The following is a 21,698-nucleotide window of genomic DNA, read 5'->3' as shown; positions in this document are numbered from 1 at the left end:
TTATGGCTTTGACTCCTGTAATTCACTTCCTTATTCAAAATTTACTCGTCATCAACCTCTTCATAATCTACATCTACTACATCATCATCGTCATCTGCTGCTCCATGAGCTCCAGCTCCTTGAGCTCCTGCTCCACCAGCAGCTTGCTGAGCTTGTTGTGCCTGCTGATACATTTGAGTTGTTGCTTCTTGTAACTTACTGCTTACAGTTTCTTTCTTCTCATCAATAGTATCAATATCCACTTCATCTGGATCAATATTATGAATATCAACATCTTCTAGTACTTCTTCTAATTCTTCTTTAGCAGCTTCAATATCACTGATTAATCCACTATCCATCTGTTCGCCAGCTTCTTCAATTGTCTTATCTACCTGACGAACTAAACTATCTGCTTCAGTTACTGTCTCAATAGCTTCTTTCTTCTTCTTATCCTCTTCAGCATGCTCTTCAGCTTCTTGAACCATCTCTTCAATCTCTTCATCAGATAATCCAGTATCAGATTGAATAGTAATCTCTTGTTCTTTTCCAGTTCCTTTATCCTTAGCAGATACATTTACAATACCATCATTGTCAATCTTGAAAGTAACTTCAATCTGTGGTACTCCTCGTGGCGCTGGAGGAATATCAGTCAACTGGAATCGACCTAGTGTTTCATTATCCTTAGCCATCTCTCGTTCACCTTGTAAAACATGGATATCAACAGTTGTCTGATTATCTTCAGCAGTAGAGAAGACTCGACTCTTCTCTGTTGGAATAGTAGTATTTCTCTCAATTAACTTAGTGAAGACTCCACCTAATGTCTCAATACCTAAAGATAATGGAGTAACATCTAATAGTACAACATCATCGACTTCATCATTTAGAATACCACCTTGAATAGCAGCACCAAGTGCTACACATTCATCAGGATTGATTCCTTTATTAGGCTCAATACCTGTCTCTTGCTTAAGTGCTTCCTGAACTGCCGGAATACGAGTAGAACCACCAACTAATAATACTTGGTCAAGATCAGACTTAGATAGACCTGCGTCATCTAAAGCATTCTCAGTTGAATCTATAGTTCTATCAATTAATTCAGATATCATATCTTCGAATTCAGAACGAGACAGGTCAATATCAAGGTGCTTTGGCCCATCTGCAGTCTGAGTAATAAATGGTAAGTTAACATTAGTAGTAGCTACTCCAGATAATTCAATCTTAGCTTCCTCAGCAGCATCTTTTAGTCGTTGTAAAGCCATTCTATCTTCTCTTAAGTCAATACCATGCTTCTTTTCAAACTCATCTGCTAAGTAATTAATAATCTGTTCATCAAAGTCATCTCCACCTAGTTCATTGTCTCCTTTAGTAGAAACTACTTCAAATACTCCGCCACCAAGGTCTAGAATAGAAACATCAAATGTACCTCCACCAAGGTCATAAACTAATACTGTCTGCTCTTGGTCATCATCTAAACCATAAGCTAAAGAAGCAGCAGTCGGTTCATTAATGATTCGTTTAACATCTAAACCAGCAATCTTACCAGCATCTTTAGTAGCTTGCCGCTGAGCATCAGTAAAGTAAGCTGGAACTGTAATAACAGCTTCTTCTACATCTTCTCCTAGATAATCTTCAGCATAACTTTTAATCTCCTGCAAGATCATTGCAGAAACTTCCTGTGGCTTTCTATCTTCACCATCTAATTCAACAGTATAATTCCTATCTCCCATATGTCGTTTAATAGATTGTACTGTCTCCTCAGGATTCTTGATTGCCTGTCGTTTAGCAGGCTCTCCTACTAGTCTCTCTCCATTATCATTATAAGCTACTACAGAAGGAGTAGTTCTACCTCCCTGTCTATTTGGAATAACAGTTGGCTCTCCACCTTCCATTACTGCTACGCAAGAATTTGTTGTACCTAAATCAATACCAATAATTTTACCCATTATGTATTCTCCTCCTTATTATTAATTTATAATTGATGATTAACAATTAACTCCAAGTAATAATTCTAAATATATTTTAGCCATTAATCTTATATTATAAATTGTACCTTGTTCTCTATTCTGCTATTTTAACCATTGCTGGTCTAATTACTACATCATCTAACTTATAGCCTTTCTGCAGCTCTTCAGTAATAATACCAGAATCATATTCATCACTTGGTTCATTCATTACTGCTTCATGTAAATTAGGATCAAATTCCTCTCCTACAGTTTCAATAACCTCTACATCATTTTTATCTAGTAGATTAACCACCTGACGATGGATCATTTCAACTCCCTCTAGTACATCATTTACTTCTTTACTATCTTGAGAAGTAGCTAGAGCTCGTTCAAAATTATCGATAATCGGTAACATATCAGCTACAAAATCTTTAGTAGTCCGGGTAGTCAGTCGTTTCTTTTCCTTGGCTACCCTTTTTTTATAATTAGAAAAGTCAGCTTGTAACCTCTGAAGACGATTAATATACTTTTCTTTCTCTTCTTTTTCAGTAACTAACTCTTCTTCCATCTTTCCTAGTTGTTTCTCAATTTCTTGAGCTTTATTTAACCTATCTTTAAGTTGACTAAGTTTATCCTTAACTAAGTCTGAATCTGCTAACTTATCCTTTAGCTCATCAACTTCCTCTTCTAACTGGATTAAATCACTATCACACTCCAGTTCAGTAAAATCTTCTGTATCTTCCTCTACTTCAAGCTCTTGATCTGTAGTATCTTCTTCTGCCATAACCAATCATCACCTGCTTCCTACTATTAAAATATTTATGTATTTGAGACCAAGCTCTAGCTCAGTCTCAATCTATTAATCATCTTGGTTAGCTAAATATTTACTTAAGATGTTAGACATAAACTTGACTGTACCAACCACTCGAGAATAATTCATCCGAGTTGGCCCTAACACACCAAGTTTACCAACTGGTCGACCATTAAAGTGATAAGTAGCAATTACTATACTACAATCTTTAATTTCTTCACATTCATTCTCATTACCTATTAAAATTTCTAAACCAGTTTTAGATTGAGAATCACCTAAAATATTCTTTAAAACTGACTCATGCTCTAGAACCTGTAGTACATTCTTTACTTTATCTATATCACTAAATTCAGGTTGATCTAAAATATAAGTTGTTCCACCTAAATATATTTTACCAGCTGAAGAAAGATTATTCCTAAAATTAGTTGTCTTTAAAAACTTTAACTCTCGAGTAGTTAAACTTAAACGTCTAACTAATTCCTGATTTAACTTTGCTAATAATTTGTTATCTATCTTATATAATGGTAAACCGTGTAACCGCTGATTTAAAAATCTAGAGACATCTTCTAATTGATTCTGACTGAGGGTCGATGGGACCTCTACTATTTTATCTTTAACTATTCCAGTATCTGTCACTAGTACAATTAGTAATTTTTTGTCTGCTATTGGAACCAGTTTTAAATATTGCAATACACTCTCCTGAACTTTAGGACTAGAGGCTAATGAGGTATATTGAGTCAAATCAGATAACAACTGTGAAGTCTCCTCAATCAAACCTTGAATCTCCTGTTCTTTAGACTTGTATTTCTGTCTAATTGATTCAGCTTTAGCAGAAGATAACTTGTCTAAGTCCATTAAAGTATCAACATAGAATCTATATCCTTTATCCGATGGTATTCTACCTGCTGACCGATGAGGTTGTTCTAAATAACCTACCTCTTCTAAATCAGCCATTTCATTTCTAATGGTAGCAGAACTAACATCAAAATTATATCTTCTTGTCAATTTACGAGAGCCTACTGGTTCAGCTGTTGTAATGTATTCTTTAATAATTGCTTTTAAAATCTTCTTTTTTCGCTCTGTAATTTCCACCTAGTAACCACCACCCCTCTGTATTAGCACTCGTTAGCTTCGGGTGCTAATAACTTGCTATAATAAAAATATCATTTACCTTTTAATTTGTCAAATAAAATTTAAAACTATAAGTTCAAATTTAAGTCAACAGAAATTCAGATATAACTTGATTGGCCATTAACATACCTGAGGTGGTTAAAGACAAGCTTGTATTATCAATAGAAATTAAACCTGTCTCTTTGAGTCGACTAATTTTTTCTTTATATAGATCAAAAACAGATAGATTATATCTAGCCTTAAAGTTTGCTAATAAAATACCTTCAGTAAGACGTAACCCCATCATCATTCTTTCTTCTATCTGCTCCTCTAAAACCAACTCTTGATAATTAGCTACTGGTAACTGTCCTTCTTTAATCTGCTGACAATACTTTTTAATAGAATTATAATTATATCCTCTACCTTCTCCATCATAAAAGTGGGCTCCTGGACCAACTGCCAGATATGGCTGGTATAACCAATATCTTTTATTATGAAAACACTTTTTATTATCTTGAGCAAAATTAGAAATTTCATACTGTTGATATCCATGATTTTCTAATTTTTCTTTTGTTAACTGATACATCTCTAAATCCAGTTCTTCACTAACTGGTTCTAACTTACCTTCTTGTAACCACTGATAGTATAGTGTTCCTTCTTCAAACTTAAGATTATAAGTCGATAGATGATCAGGATTTAATTGACAGACTAAATCCAAAGTAGTCTTCCAATCTCTTAAACTCTGTCCTGGTAGGGCAAATATTAAATCTAAGTTAATATTATCAAAACCTACTTCACGAGCTAAATAATAATTATCAATGGCCTGTTGAACAGTATGAATTCGTCCTAACTGTTCTAAAAAGTAGTCATTAAAAGACTGTACTCCAAAGCTTAAACGATTGACTCCTGCCCTCTTTAAAGTGATCAATTTTTCTCTATCTAAGCTACCAGGATTAGCTTCAACTGTCAGCTCTAAATTATCACTACATGATAATTCCTGCTGGCACTTAGTAATGATCTTAGCTAAAGTAGAACCTGATAATACTGTAGGGGTACCTCCACCAATAAAAATAGTCTCAACCTTAGGACTGTATTTATCAGCTAGTAGTTCTATTTCCCTTTCTAAAGCCTGTGCAAATTCTGTTATTAGATTATTATTCTTGATAGAAACTGAATTAAAATCACAATAATGGCACTTCTCTATACAGAAAGGAATATGAATATATAATCCATAGTCAGTCATAAATTATCACCCTTGCATCAATAGTTGATATAAAGTGGCATTTTGCCACTTTATATCAGTTGACAGTTGACAATTGACAGTTGAAAGCTCTAAATTAAAAATCTATAAAACTTGATATATAAGAGATTATAGAGATTTTGATTTTAACTGTAAACCGTACACTGTACACTGTCAACTATTGATATAAAGCTATGCTTTATATCAATTACTCCTCATCAATTGTCAAGACAGCCATAAATGCTTCCTGAGGAATATCTACACTACCAACCTGTTTCATCCGTTTCTTACCTTCTTTTTGTTGTTTAAGCAACTTCTTCTTTCGAGAGACATCTCCACCATAACATTTCTGCAAGACATCTTTTCTTTTAGCTTTAACTGTTTCACGAGCAATTACATCATTACCAATAGCAGCCTGAATAGGCACTTCAAACATCTGTTCTGGAATATACTCTTTCAACTTCTTAGCCAACTGTCGTCCTATGCGATAAGCAAAATCACGATGAACAATACAAGATAGAGCATCAACTGAATCTTTATTAACTAAAATATTTAACTTGACTAAATCTGCTTCTTGATAGCCAGCAAATTCATAGTCAAAAGTTGCATAACCTCGTGTTTTAGATTTTAACTTATCAAAGAAATCTAAGACGATCTCACTTAATGGAAGATCATAAGTTAATCTTACTCTGATCTCATCTAGATACTCCATATTCTTAAATTCGCCTCGTTTTTCTTGAGCCAACTCCATAGCTGCTCCAACATACTCATCAGGTAACATAATAGTAGCTTCCACTACTGGCTCTTCCATCTTTTCGATATGATGTTTCTCTGGCATTCGGGCTGGATTCTCAACCTCTACTACCTGACCATCAGTCTTATGAATCTTATAGATTACACTAGGAGCAGTAGTTATTAGATCAATATCAAATTCCCTTTCTAGACGTTCCTGAATAATCTCCATATGCAATAGACCTAAAAAACCACAACGGTAACCAAAGCCTAAAGCTTCAGATGTTTCAGCCTCAAAAGTTAATGCTGCATCATTTAACTGTAATTTTTCTAATGCATCTCGCAGTAGCTCATAATCACTATTATCAACTGGATATAGACCACAGAAGACCATTGGCTTAGCCGGCTTATATCCTGGTAGCCGCTCTGAAACAGGATTCTCTGCATTAGTAATTGTATCTCCTACCTGAGCATCCTTAACATCTTTAATACTGGCTGCTACATAACCAACTTCACCAGCTGAAATCTGATCTGTTTCTGTCATTTCTGGACTAAATGTACCTACTTCATCTACTTCGAAAGTCTTATCAGTAGCCATCATCTCAATCTCCATACCTGGCTTAATAGTTCCATCCATTACTCGATAATAAGAAATAACTCCTCGATAAGAGTCATACATTGAATCAAAAATTAAAGCCTTTAGCGGCTTGTCCTCTTGACCATTAGGTGCTGGAACTCTCTTTACAATTGCTTCTAATACATCTTCAACTCCTGTTCCTTCTTTAGCACTAGTTAAAATAGCCTCGTCAGGATCAATACCTACCTCTATCAACTCTTCTTTAACTCGATCTGGATCGGCACTTGGTAGATCAATCTTATTAATAACGGGAATAATCTCTAAATCATTCTCTAATGCTAAATAAATATTAGCTAAAGTTTGAGCTTCAATACCTTGAGCTGCATCAATAACTAATAAAGCTCCTTCACAAGCTGCTAAGCTTCGGGAAACCTCATAGGCAAAATCAACGTGACCTGGCGTATCAATTAAATTTAAGACATAGTCTTGACTGTCTTCGGCTTGATAATCCATTCTTACTGCTTGAGCCTTAATAGTAATACCACGTTCCTGCTCTAAATCCATTGTATCTAATAACTGTTCTTGCATCTCTCTTTGTGAAATAGTACCGGTAATCTCTAATAATCTATCAGCTAAAGTGGATTTTCCATGATCAACATGGGCAATAATGGAAAAATTCCTGATATGTTCTTGGTTAATCTGAGTCATCCTCTTCCTCCTTTAAGGGTAAAAGTTTGCTGGTCTAATTATAACACCAGACTCTAGTTTAATCAACCACCTTCCTTAATCAGACTAGCAAGTACATCAGCTAATAGTTGGGCTGACCTTCTAGCTTCAGGAATTGTATTTTTAGCCCCACCAACCTCTAATAATAGAGCATGAGGATGAATATGTTGATTATATCTTCTATTACTAACCAACTCTACTTCTCTTAATAGACCAGGGTACATACTCTCCATTTTACTTCCTAATCGCTTAGCAAATTTTAAATTCTTTTTCCATTCTGGATGAGGCAGTCCATAATTATTATTAGTTACAATAATCATAACTGTAGCTACTTGTTGTCCATTAATCTGGGTTGTAAGTAAATCTCTACCTCCTTTAGCAATTGCATCACGATGAATATCAAATACCATCTCTAAGTTAGGATTGTCTCTTACCATACCTTTAGCTGTATGTAATGAATTTATATAAGACCGAGCATAAGTTGTATCATTAACCCGGGTAGAATGTATCACTGGAATCTGATATTTATTCTTCAATCTATCAGCTAAATAATCTCCAATTTGAACTACATCTCCTCTCTCGCCAGCAGGTGCATGAGCATTATAGCCTTTATTTTCATAATTCTCTGAAGTATGAGTATGATAGATGCCAACTAAGTTTCCTTTTACTCTAGTTGGTTCTAAACTCTCACTCTTATTATCTCTTTTAGGAGCCAATGTATCTTCTGGTTTATTCTTTAATCTATTCTCATCAGACTGAATATTAGATTCTGTCTGCCAAAAATCTAACTTTACTCTATGGTTCTCTTCATTATTATGCCTACCTTCAGCTTTTAATTTATCTTCTACTTCATCTTTCATATTTACTTTGATTTGTGGCTGACTAACTACTGGTTTAGCTGGTCTTTCTTGTTTATCTTTGACCTTAAAAAAAGAAAGTGGCACTCCTGTAATAAACTCACAACTATAATTAACTATATTAGAGACTTTATCTGAATCAGACTCTAACAGTTGATTGTTAACTCGTACAACAGGTAGACCTTCTTGTAGAATGAACTTAGAATGAAAATTATCAAGTTCTATTATTCCCAACCAATAATTAATTACTCTATTAAAAAGATGATTATTGACAAGTAATTGATAGTTTACGTTACTATCAACCATCTTAATTCCTGGTAAAATAAATAAAAAACAAACGATACTTATAAGTAACGTAAAAGCAACTACTTTCTTTAGCATAATACCACTTCCTATATTCAATTAATCCCTTTTTTATATCAAATCCTATAGAAAATTTATGTAATTAAAACTAAACTTATAACCTTACCTACTCTTAAACTCTAAATAAAAAAACTCTAATCTATTAATAGATTAGAGCTAATACAAGTTAAATTATTGCAAATATAATGACACATCTTCTGCTCTAATATCAGGATGTAAAGCTACATTAATTCCCCCAGCTACCACCCGACTAGTATCTCGAATTAACTGATCTACTCCTTTAGGAGCTACAACTAAATCGCCCATAAAAGGCTGTAAAACACTTTTGATTAAATCTTTTTGACTAGTCTGGCGCAATATATCTCTTGCCTGTGGAGGTAAATTTTGATTATTTTCTATCTGTTTAATAGTATCATTGACAATATGAACTGAATTAATTACTGTCGGCATACCCATAGCAACTACTGGTACTCCCATATCATCTTCGGTGATACCTATTCTCTTCTTTCCTAATCCAGACCCAGGATAAATACCAGTATTACTGATCTGAATAGTCGAAGCTAATCTATTACTTTCTTGTGCTGCTAATGCATCCACGGCTACAATCAAGTCAGGATGTACTCTATCAACAACTCCTTTAATGATTTCAGCTGTTTCAATTCCTGTCAAGCCTAATACTCCTGGTGCTAAAGCACAGACTGAACGCATCCCAGCTTGAGATTCTGGAGCAGCTGAATCATACAAATGGCGAGTAACTAATAGATGGTGAACTACCCTTGGCCCTAAAGCATCAGGAGTAGTATTCCAATTACCTAATCCAATTACCAAAATAGTTGGGTCTTGACCTACTCCCATATTAGAAAAATCTATTATATTATTCATCTCTTGGGCCAACACTCCACTTAACTGTTCATGAACCTGACGATTAGTCATTCGTAATGATTCAGACTCTATAGTAATATATTCTCCAGGTGGTTTACCAATATGTTGAGCAGCTTGTTGATTCATAACTTCAATTCTAGTAATAGTAGCATCTTCTAGTGATTCTTCTTCCACTGCTACACCTGGAATTTCTCCACCAGTTCTCTCTACTGCCAGGTCTTTAGCTTCTAAAGCCAAATCAGTTAAGCTAGCCAAATCTTCAAATTCATCTGTCATAACTAACCTCCTTTATCCTTATCTTAGCTCAGTTGGTACAAAAGTATCAATTACTCCAATTGCTAAAGCTGATAATAAAGCTCCCATAATTGTAACATTCATTCCAGCAACTAAATATTGAGTAAAATAAATTACTACTGTCGAAGTAACAAAACCAATCAAACCTCTTGCTTGAGGTGAAATATCTTCTCCTAATACTGCTTCTAACATAAAACCTAAAAAAGCAATTATAACTGCTGCAACTAAAGCATTAGTAAAACCCACTATTTCCATACCAGGTATTAAAATACCAACTCCCAATAGAACAAATGCTGAAACAATAAACCTAACTAATGCTCCTAACCAACCAATCATACCACCAACCCCTTTCATAAAGTAGGTAAAGCGGTTTATCAAAAAATATTCTGTTATTAATTATAATACCATAACTAACTACTCTTATTCATCTTTTCTCTTAAAATAATCTTGCTTTTTTTATAGCAATATGATAGAATTCATATGGTTCAAATGTCAGATAATTTCCTTATATATAATACATATTAACAAAGGAGGTGCAAAATATGCCAACAACTGACTCTGCTGATAAGAGAGCTAGAACTAATAGAAAAAAAGGTGAAATCAATAAAGGCAGAAAATCTAAAATGAAGACTGCTATTAATAATTTTCACGAAGCAGTTGCAGAAGAAGATATTGAGTTAGCTAAAGAAAGATTACAAGAAGCTAAGCAAGTTATCGACAAAGTAGCTAGTAAAGGAACTATTCCTAAAAATAGAGCTGCCCGAAAAAAATCTAAATTAGATAGAAAGTTTAATCAATTAGATTAATAAGACATAAAAAGGTGTTGCCTTAATTGGCAACACCTTTTTATATTTCACTTTGCTTTTAAATAGTTTCCTTTAGATCAATTACTAACAACTCTAATTCAAATTCTTGATCTGCACCTGTTACTAATTTATAATCTGTTTCTGCTAACCTCTCTAAAGCTTCTTCTAATGATGAAACTGAAAAATTACGGCTCTGTTTTAAACACTTTTCAATAGGATAGGGATGTTGATTTAATTCTTTAGCTATCTCTTTTACTGTTAATCCCTGTTGAGATAATAACTTAGTCTGTAACATCAACCTAATCTGTCGAGCAATCATACCTAAAATCTGTTTAGGTTCAGTTCCTTCTTCTAAAATATTATTCAACAACTCTAATGCTAAAGAAGTATTCTGATGACCAATTGCATCAACAAAATCAAAAATGATATTATCTTTAACTAACCAATCTCTACTAATAACTGCTGCTACATCTGATTTAGTAATTGTATTCTTATCTCCTACAAAAGTAATAATTTTCTCTAATTCACTCTGTAAGCGCTGTAAATCATTATTAAAAGCTTCCTCTAACAACTTAATTGCTTTAAATTTAATTTGATATCCTTCCTGTTGAACTCTTTTTTTTATCCATCGATCTAATTTCTTATATTTTAAAGATCTAAATTCTAAAATCTCTCCTATTTTATTTACTTTTTTATATAACTTTAATCTCTTATCTGGTTTTTTATAACTGACAAATAATAAAATAGTTGTCTCAGGAAAATCATCTAATAAGTTATAAAGTAAATTTATATCTTTAACTTGTTTAGTAAATAAGTCATAAGTATGAACAACTACTATCCGCTTATCAGTCATAAATGGTAGTGTTTCGGCGGCATTAACCAGTTGGCCCACTAAATTATTCTCTTGTTTAATAACATTAAGATTAAAATCTCTGAATTCATCATCTACAAAACTAGTAATAAATCTATCCACAAACTTTTCTAACAAATATTCATCTTCACCATAAGCCAAATAGATAGATTCTAAACCATCAACATTCTGTTGCAAAATATCTTCATACTGCATTATTTCACCTCAATTTTTTTACTATTCTTAATTTGGAATCAAATTTAATTGTAACATAAAAACTAGAATTTATGAAAGAAAATTAATTCCAGACAAAACTTGCTAAGTATAAAATAGCACCTAGAACACATAATAGGTAATGCAACAAAGTAATCAAATACACTAATTAATCAAGTAATTAATCTACTAAACAAAGGAGTTGGAAAAAATGTCTACTAGAAATAACAGCAATCGATTATTAAACCCACAAGCTTTACAGGCAATGGACAAATTTAAAGTAGAAGCAGCTCAGGAACTTAATGTCTCTAACGAGTACAAGTCTGGTTACTGGGGTAATATGACTTCTCGCGAGTGTGGTGCTGTTGGTGGACAAATGGTTAAGAAGATGATCCAGGAATATGAACAAAAACTAGCTAATGGTAATCAAGCTACTACTGCTAATACTCAAGAAGACTATAATTTAGCAGCTAAAGCTGGATCTTTTAAACCTCAACAATAAATCAACTACTACAATCCAACATTCAAGGAGGTAATCAATATGTCAGTTAGAAATAATAGTAATCGATTACTAAACCCAATGGCTAAACAGGCACTAGATAAATTCAAAGTAGAAGCAGCACAAGAGCTTAATGTATCTGATGAGTACAAGTCTGGTTACTGGGGTAATATGACTTCTCGTGAGTGTGGTGCTGTTGGTGGACAGATGGTTAAGAAGATGATTCAAGAGTATGAACAGAAACTAGCTAATGGTAATCAAACTACTACTGCTAATACTCAAGAGAACTATAATCTAGCAGCTAAAGCTGGATCTTTTGAACCTCAACAATAAAATATCGAAATAAGCGGTGCTTAAGCACCGCTTATTTAAATTATTATAAAATCCAGAAAGGGGTTTGATGATGAAAAGAATAAAACCTTGGTTAATTTTATCTTTAGTATTAGGATTATTGGTTGGAACTATAGTCTCAGTAGAAGCTCAGAATTATCGTCGACAGAATCAGAATCAAAACCTATTATGTATTGTTAGAGATGGGGATTCCTTATGGAAAATTTCTCAACGTTATGATATGAGCTTAGATGAAATTATTCAAGCTAATCCTCAGTTTGAAGATCCTAACTTGATATATCCTGGAGATAGAATCTATAAAAACAGATGGCAAAGACGGCGAAGACGACAAAGACAACCAGAAAGAGATAGGCAACAACAAAGAGAAAATGTACCTCAACAAAGAGAAGAACCTCAACAAGAAGAAAGACAGCAACAGCCAACTCCAACTGGTCTCAAGGAAATGGAGAAAAAAGTAGTTGAATTAGTAAATCAAGAACGACAGAAACAAGGATTAGAACCTTACCAACACAATCAAAAAGTATCAGAAGTAGCACGAACTAAAGCCCAAGATATGGCAGAAAATAATTACTTTAGCCATACTTCTCCTACCTATGGTTCTCCATTTGAAATGCTAAGCCAATTTAATGTTAGTTACAGAACTGCTGGAGAGAATATTGCTAAGGGCCAAGGTACAGCCCAACAAGTCATGAATAGCTGGATGAACTCTTCAGGTCATCGTCGCAATATCTTAAGTCAAAGATTTACTCAAATTGGTGTTGGATTAGCTAAAGATGAAGATGGAACTCCTTATTGGGTACAGATGTTTATTAAGCCATAGATAGTATAAGTGTGAGTGAGATTTTCTACACTCACACTTTTTAATTTTTATCCAGAAAAGTATTATACTTATATCTCTCACCATCAGTGAATAAAGTAATTGCTCCTTGTTTATCAGTTCTTAATACTTTAATATTTTTATTTTTCAATCTATTAAGCACTACTATATTAGGATGACCATATTTATTCTCACCTACTGAAACAACGGCTACTTGAGGTCTAACATAGTTGAGAAAATTATTTGTACTAGAAGTCTGACTACCATGATGGGCCAACTTCAATAAACTACTGTCTATATTATAACCACTAGCTACTATCCTCTTTTCAGCCTGTCTTTCAATATCTCCTGTCAATAATAGCTTAAACTCTTTATAAACTAACTGTACTACTAAAGAATTATTATTTGCTGCATCATCTTTAAGTAATGGTAAAGTTGGCCCTACTACCTTAAACTGAATAGGATTAATATCTATTTTATCACCAGCAGCTAATTTAAATAATTTTATCTTCTTCTTGTTAATTAACTGCTTTAAATTCTGCTTTAATTTATTATCTTTAACAGTAGGAGGAATGCAGACCTTATTTACTTTAAACTTTTTGATTATAGGCAATACACCTCCTATATGATCTTGATGGAAATGGGAAATCAAGATTAAATCAACTTCTTCTATTCCTTGTGACTCTAAAAAACTAATTATCTTTTGACCACTCTTTCCAGTATCAACTAAAATTTTCTGACCACTAGGTGTCCTAATATAAGCTCCATCAGCTTGTCCTACATCAAAAAAGATAACTTTCAACTGTGGATAATTATTAAAACCTAACTGGATAAGTAATAATAAAATCAAGCCCAAACAGATAATTAATCCTTGGTTCCTATATTTTTTATAATAAGAGACTAATCTAGATCTAATTAATTGTCCAAAGTAGTAAATAACTAAATAATAAACTATTATCCAGCCTAGATTTGGAGTAGCCAAAGAAATAGATATTGCTATGTAATCAGCTAAATATTCTATTACCTGTAAAGTAAATAATAGCAATAAATTAATTCCACTAGCTATTAATTTAGCTAATAATTGATTAATAAAACCAATACTAATAAAGACTATCCCTAACCATAAAATAATACTAATTAACGGAATTAAAAATAGATTAGCAATTAAACTACCTATTGAAATTTGATTGAAGTAGTAAGCCAAGACTGGTAATAAGCCTAACTGGGCGGCTAAAGTAGCAGCTACTATATCTTGTATCCTCGTTGGTAACCAATCTAGATATTCTTCTAAACAAGGAGCCAAGTAGCTGATAGTTACTACAGCCAAAAAAGAAAGTTGAAAACTAATAGTAAATAGACTTCTAGGATTAATTATTAAGATAATAACTCCTACTCCAGCTAAGAGATTATATAGATCAATTCTTCTCTCTAAATACCTGCCTATTAAAACTGATATAATCAATAGAACTGCCCGTAAACTAGGTAATTGACACCCAGTTAATACTAAATAACCAGCTAAGAAAAATATAGTCAGCACCAAAAGTAATCCTTGTGGTAATTTAAGATATTGACCACAGGAATAGATTAAATAGCTAATTAGTCCAATATGAAAACCAGAGATAACTAATAAATGGCTGACACCTAACTTTTTAAATTTATCTTTTACTTGAGTAGATAATTGAGCTTTATCTCCTAACAATAGTGACTGCAATAGGTTATCCTGCGGAGATGAAAAATAGGTTTTTATCCTCTGAATAATTTTTTGACGTAGATTAAATAAAGAGTTAAATAACCAATTAACCTCTTTTCCTACCTTCTTTATTGTTTCAATCTGACCTATAGCATATACCCCTTGCTCTTTTAAATAATTCCGATAAGAAAAACCACCAGGATTACGTTGTCTACTAGGAATCTCTATGTTAGCAGTAACTTTAATTATGTCACCATAATCAAAGTTATCCTTTATTTCCCAGTGATTAAGTAGCATTTGTCTGTCACTAACTTGATCACTATCAGAAAACTTTATATCAGTAACTAGATATCTTATTCTTTCTTTTCTCTCTTCAATGCCAACGACTTTAGCTTTAAACTCTTTTCTTACTCCTAAATACTCTCTTAACCAGTCTTCTTTCCAGTCTAAATTAAGATACTGAAGATATAAGAATCCTAAAGAAAATATTAATATCCAGACCAAAATTTTTGTTTTATCATATCTTTGCTGCCAACTATAAATAGTTATTAAAGATAGTAGACTAATTCCTAGTCTGATCAAGTCAATCATTTTTTGATTTTCAGACAAGTAGTGAGCCACTATTAACCCTAAACTAAGAGCAAGAAATACTTTGACTAAAGGACGACGAACTCTAATAGCTAATCTGCCCTCTTAACTTAGCTAACGTCTTAGTACCTATCCCCGAAACTTTTGTTAACTCATCTAGACTACTAAATCCATTCTGCTGTTGACGATAACTAATAATACTTTCTGCTGTCGCCGGGCCAACTCCACTCAACTGCTGAAGCTCTTTCTTATTAGCTTGATTGATATTTATCTTATCTGAACCTTTCTTTTCAGTCTGACCTTTAGTCGGAATAATGATTTTACTACCATCTCTAACTGGTAAAGCTAGATTGATAGCATTTAAGTCAGCCTGATCAGTTGGCCCGTCTGCCTTCTTAAGCACACGATAAAGTCGAGCACTTTTTTTACATTTATAGACACCGGGATTAGATACTGCCCCTCCAATATGAACAAATATCTTTTCGGTATTATTATCTGACTGACCTGCCTTCATATGAGAATTCTCTTTCTTAAGTTTATTATTATTATTCTGTTTCTTTACTTTAACAGCTTCATCTCCATAACTTTTATCTTTTAAAATTAAAAAACTACTAGTTCCTACAATAAGAATTATTAATACAAGTACTATTGCGTCTTCCTTTTTATCTATCTTAAACATTTACTCACCTCCGTTCTTTAGTTAATTTTCCCAAGGATAATTTTTCTATACTCGATTATTATATTCATTATCGATACAATTCTTTACTTTTTAATAAAAAGTTAATTTAAAATTTTGATGTCAATTTTCTAAAAGTGACGAAATATCTCGATAATATTTAATCTCTCAAAAAATAAAAAAGACCTACACAAAATTGTGCAGGCCTTTCTTTTATTAGTATCTATTGTGCTACTATATTAACTAATTTTTTTGGTACTACAATCTCCTTAATAATCTCTTTACCTTCAATATGACGCTGTACATTATCCTGCTCTTTAATAACTGTCTTAAGCTCTTCCTCTGCAATATCAGCAGCTACCTTTACTTTATCTCGAACCTTACCATTAACCTGAACTACAATCTCAATTTCATCTTTCTTAGTTGCTGCTTCATCAAATTCAGGCCAATCTTGATTATGAATACTCTCCTCATATCCTAATTCAGTCCATAATTCTTCAGTCATATGTGGAGCAAATGGCGCTAATAATAGAACAATATTTTCAATTACTGTCTTTAGTAATTCATAATTTAGATCATCAGCTTCACTTAAGTATTTATAAGCAGCATTGACTAGTTCCATAATAGAACTAATAGCTGTATTTAACTGTCTTCGTTCTGCAACATCTTGAGTTATATCTCTAATTGCTACATGTAGTTGGCGATGTAACTTCTTATCTGTATCGTTATCGATTGCAAAATCAGTTGTTACATCTTTGATATCCTCTATATTTTGAGCTACTAATCTCCAAACTCGATTTAAAAAGCGTTGCGCACCTTCTACTCCTTCGTCACTCCAATCTAAATCTCTTTCAGGTGGAGCAGCAAATAAGATGAAGAGACGAGCCACGTCAGCACCATACTCATCTAAAATTTTCATTGGATCTACAATATTACCTTTGGATTTAGACATTTTGGCCCCATCTAACAAGACCATACCTTGTGTTAACAGACTAGCAAATGGTTCTCTATCTGCAACTAATCCTTGGTCATTTAAAAACTTCATAAAAAATCGAGCATATAATAAGTGTAAAATCGCATGTTCAATACCACCAATATACTGGTCAACATTCATCCAGTAATTAGCTCGTTCTTGGTCAAATACCTTATCAGTTAATTCAGGGCTTGTATAGCGTAAGTAATACCAAGAAGAATCAACGAAAGTATCCATAGTATCAACTTCTCGCTCAGCCTCTTGTCCACATTCAGGGCAAGTTGTCTGGACAAAACCCTCTACATTCCCTAATGGAGATTGGCCTTCACCTGTAAATTCTACATTTGTTGGTAACTCAACAGGTAGATCTTCTTCTGGAACTGGTACTGTACCACAATCACCACAATAAATCATTGGAATTGGAGTACCCCAATATCGCTGACGAGAGATTAACCAGTCACGTAAGCGATAGTTAACATCTTTACTACCAATCTTTTCTTCCTCAAGATATTCTACAATTTTATCAAAGGCTTGATCTACCGTTAGACCATTTAAAAATTCAGAATTAACTACTACTCCATCTTCAGTATAAGCCTCTTCTAATTGATCTGCAGTTAACTCTTTATCTTCTGGTTGAATTACTACTTTAATTGGTAAATCATATTCTTTAGCAAATTCAAAATCACGCTCATCATGAGCTGGAACAGCCATAATTGCTCCTGTACCATAATCCATTAATACATAATTAGCAATCATTACTGGAATTTCTACACCAGTTACTGGATTAATAGCCTTAATTCCTGTATCAATACCTAATTTTTCAGCCTCAGCACCAGTTCTCTCTTCTTCATCCTGATCTTTAACCTCTGCAATAAAGTCTCTAACTTCTGTTTCATTCTCTTGACCAGCTATTAACTCATCTACTAATGGATGCTCAGGTGCTAAAACCATATAAGTTGCGCCATAAATTGTATCTGGACGAGTAGTGAATACCTCTAATTTACTATCACTATCTTTAATTTGAAACTCAATTTGAGCCCCTTCACTCCGACCAATCCAGTTTTCTTGCATTGTCTTAACTCGCTCTGGCCAACCTTCTAATAATTCATGATCACCTAATAATTGATCAGCATATTCAGTAATTTTAAAGAACCACTGCTCTAATTCCTTATCGTTAACTTGACTATCACATCGCTCACATTCCCCATCAATTACCTGTTCATTAGCCAATACAGTCTGACAACTAGGGCACCAATTCACCTCAGCTGTCTCTTTATAAGCCAATCCTTCTTTATATAATTCTAAGAATAGCCATTGAGTCCATTTATAATAATCAGGTTTGCAAGTAGCTACTTCTCGCTCCCAATCATAACTTAAACCTAGCATCTTAAACTGCTGTTTCATATTAGAAATATTATCTTCAGTCCAATCAGCAGGATGAATATCACGCTGAATTGCTGCATTCTCTGCAGGTAATCCAAAAGCATCCCATCCCATAGGATGTAATACATTATAGCCTTGCATCTTCCTGAAACGAGCAAAGACATCTCCTATAGAATAATTTCTTACATGTCCCATATGTAAATTGCCTGATGGGTAAGGGAACATCTCTAATACATAATACTCTTCTTGGTCTTGATTAGCTTCTATCTGATAGATGCCCTCTTCTTCCCATTGGCTCTGCCATTTTCCTTCTACATCTTTAAAGTTATACCTTTCTTCCATCTCTAATCCTCCCTCAAATTTAATATATAGTCTTCTCTGACACTATTAAACAAAAAACCCCCACCCCAAATAATAGGGACGAGAGTTATATTCAAAGCAGTAAATATAACTTTTAATCTATTATACTCTAAGCACTTTCTATTGTCAATTACAAGAAGATGGATTTATAAACCCTCTATAGCTACTTCTTCTGCATCGCCCCATAATTTTTCTAGATTATACAACTCTCTCTCTTCTTTATGAAAAACATGCACTATTACATCAGCATAATCTAATACTACCCAACGATTTTCATCAGTTCCTTCTTTATGAAGAACTTCAATCTCTTCTTCTTGTAAATTATCCTCAATAGAATTAAAAATAGCTCTAACATGAGGCGTTGAAGTACCATTACAGATCACAAAGTAATCTGCTAAAGTGGTAATACCCCTCATATCTAAAACAGCTAACTCTTCAGCATTTTTATCTTTAGCACCTTCTACAATCTTTTTAGCCAATTCATCTGTCTTAATAGTTTCTAATGTCATATAAAATATGACCTCCTATATATATCTATAGTATTTCCTGAATTACTATAATTTATTCTAATCTTCATTAATCTTTCTTTGACCAATAATTACTTCAACCTGTTGCCCCTCTTCTCTATTAATTACTTTAGCATCTAAATAACGGGCCAACTTCTGTAGACTTTTAACCTTACCTACAGGAGCAATGATAATATTCTGATTATAATTAAAATGTTCAGCATTACCAACCTTTTTTATCTGATACCCCTGTTGAACCAATAAATCAGCAAATTGACCAGCTAAGCCTGATGTCCCACTACCATTTAAAATAGATAATTCTATACCTTGATTTCTAAAGTAACTCTTAGTCTTTAATAAAGAATTAACTACCCCTTTAACCCCTTTAGGATTAGGTAACCAATAACTAACTCCTTCAATATATTTAGGACTTCCTGGTAGCATTTCCATTGCTATCTGATCTAAACTGAAATTATCCATCAAATTAGCTAACTTCATCATCTTAGCCAGCTCTAAATCAGTAGCTACATATTTACTAAATTTATTTATCAGTTTTGGAACTTTTAAGATAGTCTTTAAACTTAAAAACTCCTTTAAAGCTGCCTGTAAAAACTTCTGTTGTCGCTTAATTCGACCAATATCTCCTAAAGCATCATGTCTAAACCGAACATAATTAAGAGCCTGCTCTCCTGTCAATCTCTGTTTTCCTGCCTGAAGATCAATATTTAAACCAGCTGCCTGATCTACATAATGCAGATCTTTCTCTACATTAATCTCTACTCCACCTAGAGTATCAACTAAAGCAACAAACCCCTGATAATCAACTTGTAAATAATAGTCTAAAGGAATCTCTAGATACTCTTCTAAAGTCTCTTGCATTAATTTCAAACCACCATAAGAATAGGCAGCATTAATTTTATGATAATCACTATATTTATCTCCAGCAATTTTTACTCTACTATCACGAGGAATAGATAATAAACCTACTAATTTAGAATTTAAATCAATACTGACAACTATAATTGTATCAGTCCGATTCCGACCTTCTAATTTAGCATCTGATCCTAATAATAAGATATTAAATTTATCATCTAACTTAACCTCTGCTTTATCCTTTTTGACTTCTTTAGGAACTGAATCTAACGGAGATGAATTGAGTAACAGATAGCCTCCTACTCCACTGACTATCATTAGCAGAGCCACTAGAACAGTAATTTTTTTCACCATAATTACACCTCTATCTACAAGAGGACATTTCGAGTCTCAATTGTCTGAGGATGAATTATTGCCTCCTGCTTTAAATTATACTTAATAGTATTTTCACAAGCAATTCTTACTGCCTCATCTAATGGTTTATCTTTTACCTTGGCTCTTAATTGATCTATTGCCTGACAATCTCTATTAGGTTCAATATAATCAGCTAAAAAGACTATCTTATCTAAAGACGTCATCTCTGAACTGCCTAAAGTATGTAAACTAATAGCTTGTAGAATTTCTTGATCAGTAATCTTAAATTTCTCACTAGCCAGCTTAGCACCTACTGGAGCATGTAACAAAGCAGGTACCTTTTGGCAAACACTGTCTATCACTATACCAAACTCTTTTGCCTTTTGCAATAGCTCTTTAGTCGACACTCCTTTAGCACAATCATGTAATAGACCAGCCCATTTAGCTTGCTCTATATTGGCCCCATATTTTTTAGCCAACCTAATAGCTGTTTCCTTTACTCCAAGACTATGTTGTAATCTGGAATCACTGATCATCTCCTTTAGCTTAATTATGGTTTCTTCTTCATTCATTATCTTCTACCTCCAGATATAAATCATGCTTGCCAATATAAGCTTCTACTTCTTCAGGTAGCTGATACTTAATTGTTCTTCCAGCTTCAATTCTATGTCGAATATCTGTTGAGGAGATAGCTAAATTAGGAATTTCTAAGATATGAATACTATCTCGATAAGAATCATAAACTTCCTGACCTAATTTAGACAGAGAATAACCAGGTCGACTAGCTGCAATAAATTTAGCCTCTTTTAATAACTCTTCTGGATTTTTCCAAGTAAAAATCTCTAAAATAGCATCTGCACCAGTAATAAAATAAATCTCTGCTTCAGGGTAGATCTCTTTAAAAGCTCTTACTGTGTCTATAGTATAGGATAACCCTGTTCGGTCAATTTCTATCCGTGAAACAGTAAACTTAGGGTTACTCATTGTAGCCAATAAAGCCATTACATATCTATCTTCAGCATCTGTTATTCTTTGTTCAGTCTTATGTGGAGGATTACCAGAAGGAACAAAAATAACTTGGTCCAAATCATATTGATAAGCCGCACACTCTGCTGTCAAAAGATGACCATTATGAATTGGATCAAAAGTCCCTCCCATAATTCCAATTGTTAGCTTATCTTCTGCCATAAATGTCAACTCCCAATTACTAGTTTTTTAGCTTAATTATTATGATATAACAATTAT

20 protein-coding genes are annotated in these 21,698 nt (G+C 33.4%); 4 read left to right on the top strand and 16 right to left on the bottom strand.

Annotated elements, in window-relative coordinates:
• Positions 1 to 41: 41 nt before the first annotated feature.
• From dnaK to ACYQ39_RS10975, 8 genes are all read right to left on the bottom strand, one after another.
• Entirely contained in the window at positions 42 to 1,922 is a 1,881-nt protein-coding gene (dnaK, locus tag ACYQ39_RS11010) for a molecular chaperone DnaK (protein ID WP_459843015.1), read from the bottom strand.
• Positions 1,923 to 2,037: 115 nt separating this feature from the next.
• Positions 2,038 to 2,706, bottom strand: coding sequence for a nucleotide exchange factor GrpE (gene grpE, locus ACYQ39_RS11005; RefSeq protein WP_459843013.1), 669 nt, complete (start codon positions 2,704 to 2,706; stop codon positions 2,038 to 2,040).
• A gap of 75 nt (positions 2,707 to 2,781) precedes the next feature.
• On the bottom strand, positions 2,782 to 3,825 hold the full coding sequence (gene hrcA / locus ACYQ39_RS11000; RefSeq protein WP_459843011.1) for a heat-inducible transcriptional repressor HrcA: 1,044 nt from the start codon (positions 3,823 to 3,825) through the stop codon (positions 2,782 to 2,784).
• A gap of 121 nt (positions 3,826 to 3,946) precedes the next feature.
• Complete coding sequence (gene hemW, locus ACYQ39_RS10995; protein WP_459843009.1) at positions 3,947 to 5,086, bottom strand: radical SAM family heme chaperone HemW; 1,140 nt, start codon at positions 5,084 to 5,086, stop codon at positions 3,947 to 3,949.
• A gap of 205 nt (positions 5,087 to 5,291) precedes the next feature.
• Complete coding sequence (lepA, locus tag ACYQ39_RS10990; RefSeq protein ID WP_459843007.1) at positions 5,292 to 7,100, bottom strand: translation elongation factor 4; 1,809 nt, start codon at positions 7,098 to 7,100, stop codon at positions 5,292 to 5,294.
• A gap of 62 nt (positions 7,101 to 7,162) precedes the next feature.
• Entirely contained in the window at positions 7,163 to 8,356 is a 1,194-nt protein-coding gene (gene spoIIP, locus ACYQ39_RS10985) for a stage II sporulation protein P (RefSeq protein WP_459843005.1), read from the bottom strand.
• 153 nt (positions 8,357 to 8,509) lie between these two features.
• A complete protein-coding gene (gene gpr, locus ACYQ39_RS10980; protein ID WP_459843003.1) occupies positions 8,510 to 9,496 on the bottom strand; it encodes a GPR endopeptidase in 987 nt (328 codons plus the stop codon).
• 18 nt (positions 9,497 to 9,514) lie between these two features.
• The gene (locus tag ACYQ39_RS10975) at positions 9,515 to 9,850 is read right to left on the bottom strand and encodes a phage holin family protein (protein ID WP_459843001.1); all 336 of its coding nucleotides are present in this window, start codon (positions 9,848 to 9,850) and stop codon (positions 9,515 to 9,517) included.
• 206 nt (positions 9,851 to 10,056) lie between these two features.
• On the opposite strand from ACYQ39_RS10975, the gene rpsT reads away from it, so the two are divergent.
• Positions 10,057 to 10,320 (top strand): 30S ribosomal protein S20, encoded by a 264-nt coding sequence (gene rpsT, locus ACYQ39_RS10970; protein WP_459842999.1) that lies wholly within the window; start codon positions 10,057 to 10,059, stop codon positions 10,318 to 10,320.
• A 58-nt stretch (positions 10,321 to 10,378) separates the two neighbouring features.
• Here rpsT and holA read toward each other — a convergent pair whose 3' ends face one another.
• The gene (holA, locus tag ACYQ39_RS10965; RefSeq protein ID WP_459842997.1) at positions 10,379 to 11,386 is read right to left on the bottom strand and encodes a DNA polymerase III subunit delta; all 1,008 of its coding nucleotides are present in this window, start codon (positions 11,384 to 11,386) and stop codon (positions 10,379 to 10,381) included.
• A 208-nt stretch (positions 11,387 to 11,594) separates the two neighbouring features.
• Here holA and ACYQ39_RS10960 point away from each other — a divergent pair, with 208 nt between their 5' ends.
• From ACYQ39_RS10960 to ACYQ39_RS10950, 3 genes are all read left to right on the top strand, one after another.
• Positions 11,595 to 11,885: an alpha/beta-type small acid-soluble spore protein gene (locus tag ACYQ39_RS10960; RefSeq protein WP_459842995.1), complete on the top strand. Its 291-nt coding sequence runs from the start codon at positions 11,595 to 11,597 to the stop codon at positions 11,883 to 11,885.
• 39 nt (positions 11,886 to 11,924) lie between these two features.
• On the top strand, positions 11,925 to 12,215 hold the full coding sequence (locus ACYQ39_RS10955; protein ID WP_459842993.1) for an alpha/beta-type small acid-soluble spore protein: 291 nt from the start codon (positions 11,925 to 11,927) through the stop codon (positions 12,213 to 12,215).
• A 70-nt stretch (positions 12,216 to 12,285) separates the two neighbouring features.
• Positions 12,286 to 13,053, top strand: coding sequence for a CAP domain-containing protein (locus ACYQ39_RS10950; protein WP_459842991.1), 768 nt, complete (start codon positions 12,286 to 12,288; stop codon positions 13,051 to 13,053).
• A 40-nt stretch (positions 13,054 to 13,093) separates the two neighbouring features.
• Here the strand turns inward: ACYQ39_RS10950 and ACYQ39_RS10945 are convergent, their stop codons facing one another.
• From ACYQ39_RS10945 to nadD, 7 genes are all read right to left on the bottom strand, one after another.
• Positions 13,094 to 15,361 (bottom strand): DNA internalization-related competence protein ComEC/Rec2, encoded by a 2,268-nt coding sequence (locus ACYQ39_RS10945; RefSeq protein ID WP_459842989.1) that lies wholly within the window; start codon positions 15,359 to 15,361, stop codon positions 13,094 to 13,096.
• Positions 15,362 to 15,413: 52 nt separating this feature from the next.
• Entirely contained in the window at positions 15,414 to 16,007 is a 594-nt protein-coding gene (locus tag ACYQ39_RS10940; RefSeq protein ID WP_459842987.1) for a helix-hairpin-helix domain-containing protein, read from the bottom strand.
• Positions 16,008 to 16,227: 220 nt separating this feature from the next.
• A complete protein-coding gene (gene leuS, locus ACYQ39_RS10935) occupies positions 16,228 to 18,702 on the bottom strand; it encodes a leucine--tRNA ligase (protein ID WP_459842985.1) in 2,475 nt (824 codons plus the stop codon).
• A 164-nt stretch (positions 18,703 to 18,866) separates the two neighbouring features.
• Positions 18,867 to 19,229 carry a ribosome silencing factor gene (gene rsfS / locus ACYQ39_RS10930; RefSeq protein WP_459842983.1) on the bottom strand — a complete coding sequence of 121 codons (363 nt, stop codon included), beginning with the start codon at positions 19,227 to 19,229 and terminating at the stop codon, positions 18,867 to 18,869.
• A 57-nt stretch (positions 19,230 to 19,286) separates the two neighbouring features.
• Positions 19,287 to 20,453, bottom strand: a complete 1,167-nt coding sequence (locus ACYQ39_RS10925; protein WP_459842981.1) for an LCP family protein — start codon at positions 20,451 to 20,453, stop codon at positions 19,287 to 19,289.
• Positions 20,454 to 20,467: 14 nt separating this feature from the next.
• Positions 20,468 to 21,025 (bottom strand): bis(5'-nucleosyl)-tetraphosphatase (symmetrical) YqeK, encoded by a 558-nt coding sequence (gene yqeK / locus ACYQ39_RS10920; RefSeq protein ID WP_459842979.1) that lies wholly within the window; start codon positions 21,023 to 21,025, stop codon positions 20,468 to 20,470.
• The gene (gene nadD / locus ACYQ39_RS10915) at positions 21,018 to 21,641 is read right to left on the bottom strand and encodes a nicotinate-nucleotide adenylyltransferase (protein WP_459842977.1); all 624 of its coding nucleotides are present in this window, start codon (positions 21,639 to 21,641) and stop codon (positions 21,018 to 21,020) included. The genes yqeK and nadD overlap by 8 nt, the downstream gene beginning before the upstream one ends.
• Between the last annotated feature and the right edge of the window lie 57 nt (positions 21,642 to 21,698).

The sequence above is a fragment of the Halanaerocella petrolearia genome (assembly GCF_054657875.1).
Note: the sequence above shows the minus strand (reverse complement) of the source record. Positions and strands in the feature narration are given on the sequence as shown.

Excerpts from the sequence above, each read along its gene's own strand:
- holA (WP_459842997.1), bottom strand. The coding sequence starts at position 11,386 with ATGCAGTATGAAGATATTTTGCAACAGAATGTTGATGGTTTAGAATCT.
- spoIIP (WP_459843005.1), bottom strand. The coding sequence starts at position 8,356 with ATGCTAAAGAAAGTAGTTGCTTTTACGTTACTTATAAGTATCGTTTGT.
- gpr (WP_459843003.1), bottom strand. The coding sequence starts at position 9,496 with ATGACAGATGAATTTGAAGATTTGGCTAGCTTAACTGATTTGGCTTTA.
- yqeK (WP_459842979.1), bottom strand. The coding sequence starts at position 21,025 with ATGAATGAAGAAGAAACCATAATTAAGCTAAAGGAGATGATCAGTGAT.
- ACYQ39_RS10960 (WP_459842995.1), top strand. The coding sequence starts at position 11,595 with ATGTCTACTAGAAATAACAGCAATCGATTATTAAACCCACAAGCTTTA.
- nadD (WP_459842977.1), bottom strand. The coding sequence starts at position 21,641 with ATGGCAGAAGATAAGCTAACAATTGGAATTATGGGAGGGACTTTTGAT.
- ACYQ39_RS10950 (WP_459842991.1), top strand. The coding sequence starts at position 12,286 with ATGAAAAGAATAAAACCTTGGTTAATTTTATCTTTAGTATTAGGATTA.
- grpE (WP_459843013.1), bottom strand. The coding sequence starts at position 2,706 with ATGGCAGAAGAAGATACTACAGATCAAGAGCTTGAAGTAGAGGAAGAT.
- ACYQ39_RS10955 (WP_459842993.1), top strand. The coding sequence starts at position 11,925 with ATGTCAGTTAGAAATAATAGTAATCGATTACTAAACCCAATGGCTAAA.
- leuS (WP_459842985.1), bottom strand. The coding sequence starts at position 18,702 with ATGGAAGAAAGGTATAACTTTAAAGATGTAGAAGGAAAATGGCAGAGC.
- hemW (WP_459843009.1), bottom strand. The coding sequence starts at position 5,086 with ATGACTGACTATGGATTATATATTCATATTCCTTTCTGTATAGAGAAG.
- rpsT (WP_459842999.1), top strand. The coding sequence starts at position 10,057 with ATGCCAACAACTGACTCTGCTGATAAGAGAGCTAGAACTAATAGAAAA.
- rsfS (WP_459842983.1), bottom strand. The coding sequence starts at position 19,229 with ATGACATTAGAAACTATTAAGACAGATGAATTGGCTAAAAAGATTGTA.
- lepA (WP_459843007.1), bottom strand. The coding sequence starts at position 7,100 with ATGACTCAGATTAACCAAGAACATATCAGGAATTTTTCCATTATTGCC.
- ACYQ39_RS10940 (WP_459842987.1), bottom strand. The coding sequence starts at position 16,007 with ATGTTTAAGATAGATAAAAAGGAAGACGCAATAGTACTTGTATTAATA.
- ACYQ39_RS10925 (WP_459842981.1), bottom strand. The coding sequence starts at position 20,453 with ATGGTGAAAAAAATTACTGTTCTAGTGGCTCTGCTAATGATAGTCAGT.
- dnaK (WP_459843015.1), bottom strand. The coding sequence starts at position 1,922 with ATGGGTAAAATTATTGGTATTGATTTAGGTACAACAAATTCTTGCGTA.
- ACYQ39_RS10975 (WP_459843001.1), bottom strand. The coding sequence starts at position 9,850 with ATGATTGGTTGGTTAGGAGCATTAGTTAGGTTTATTGTTTCAGCATTT.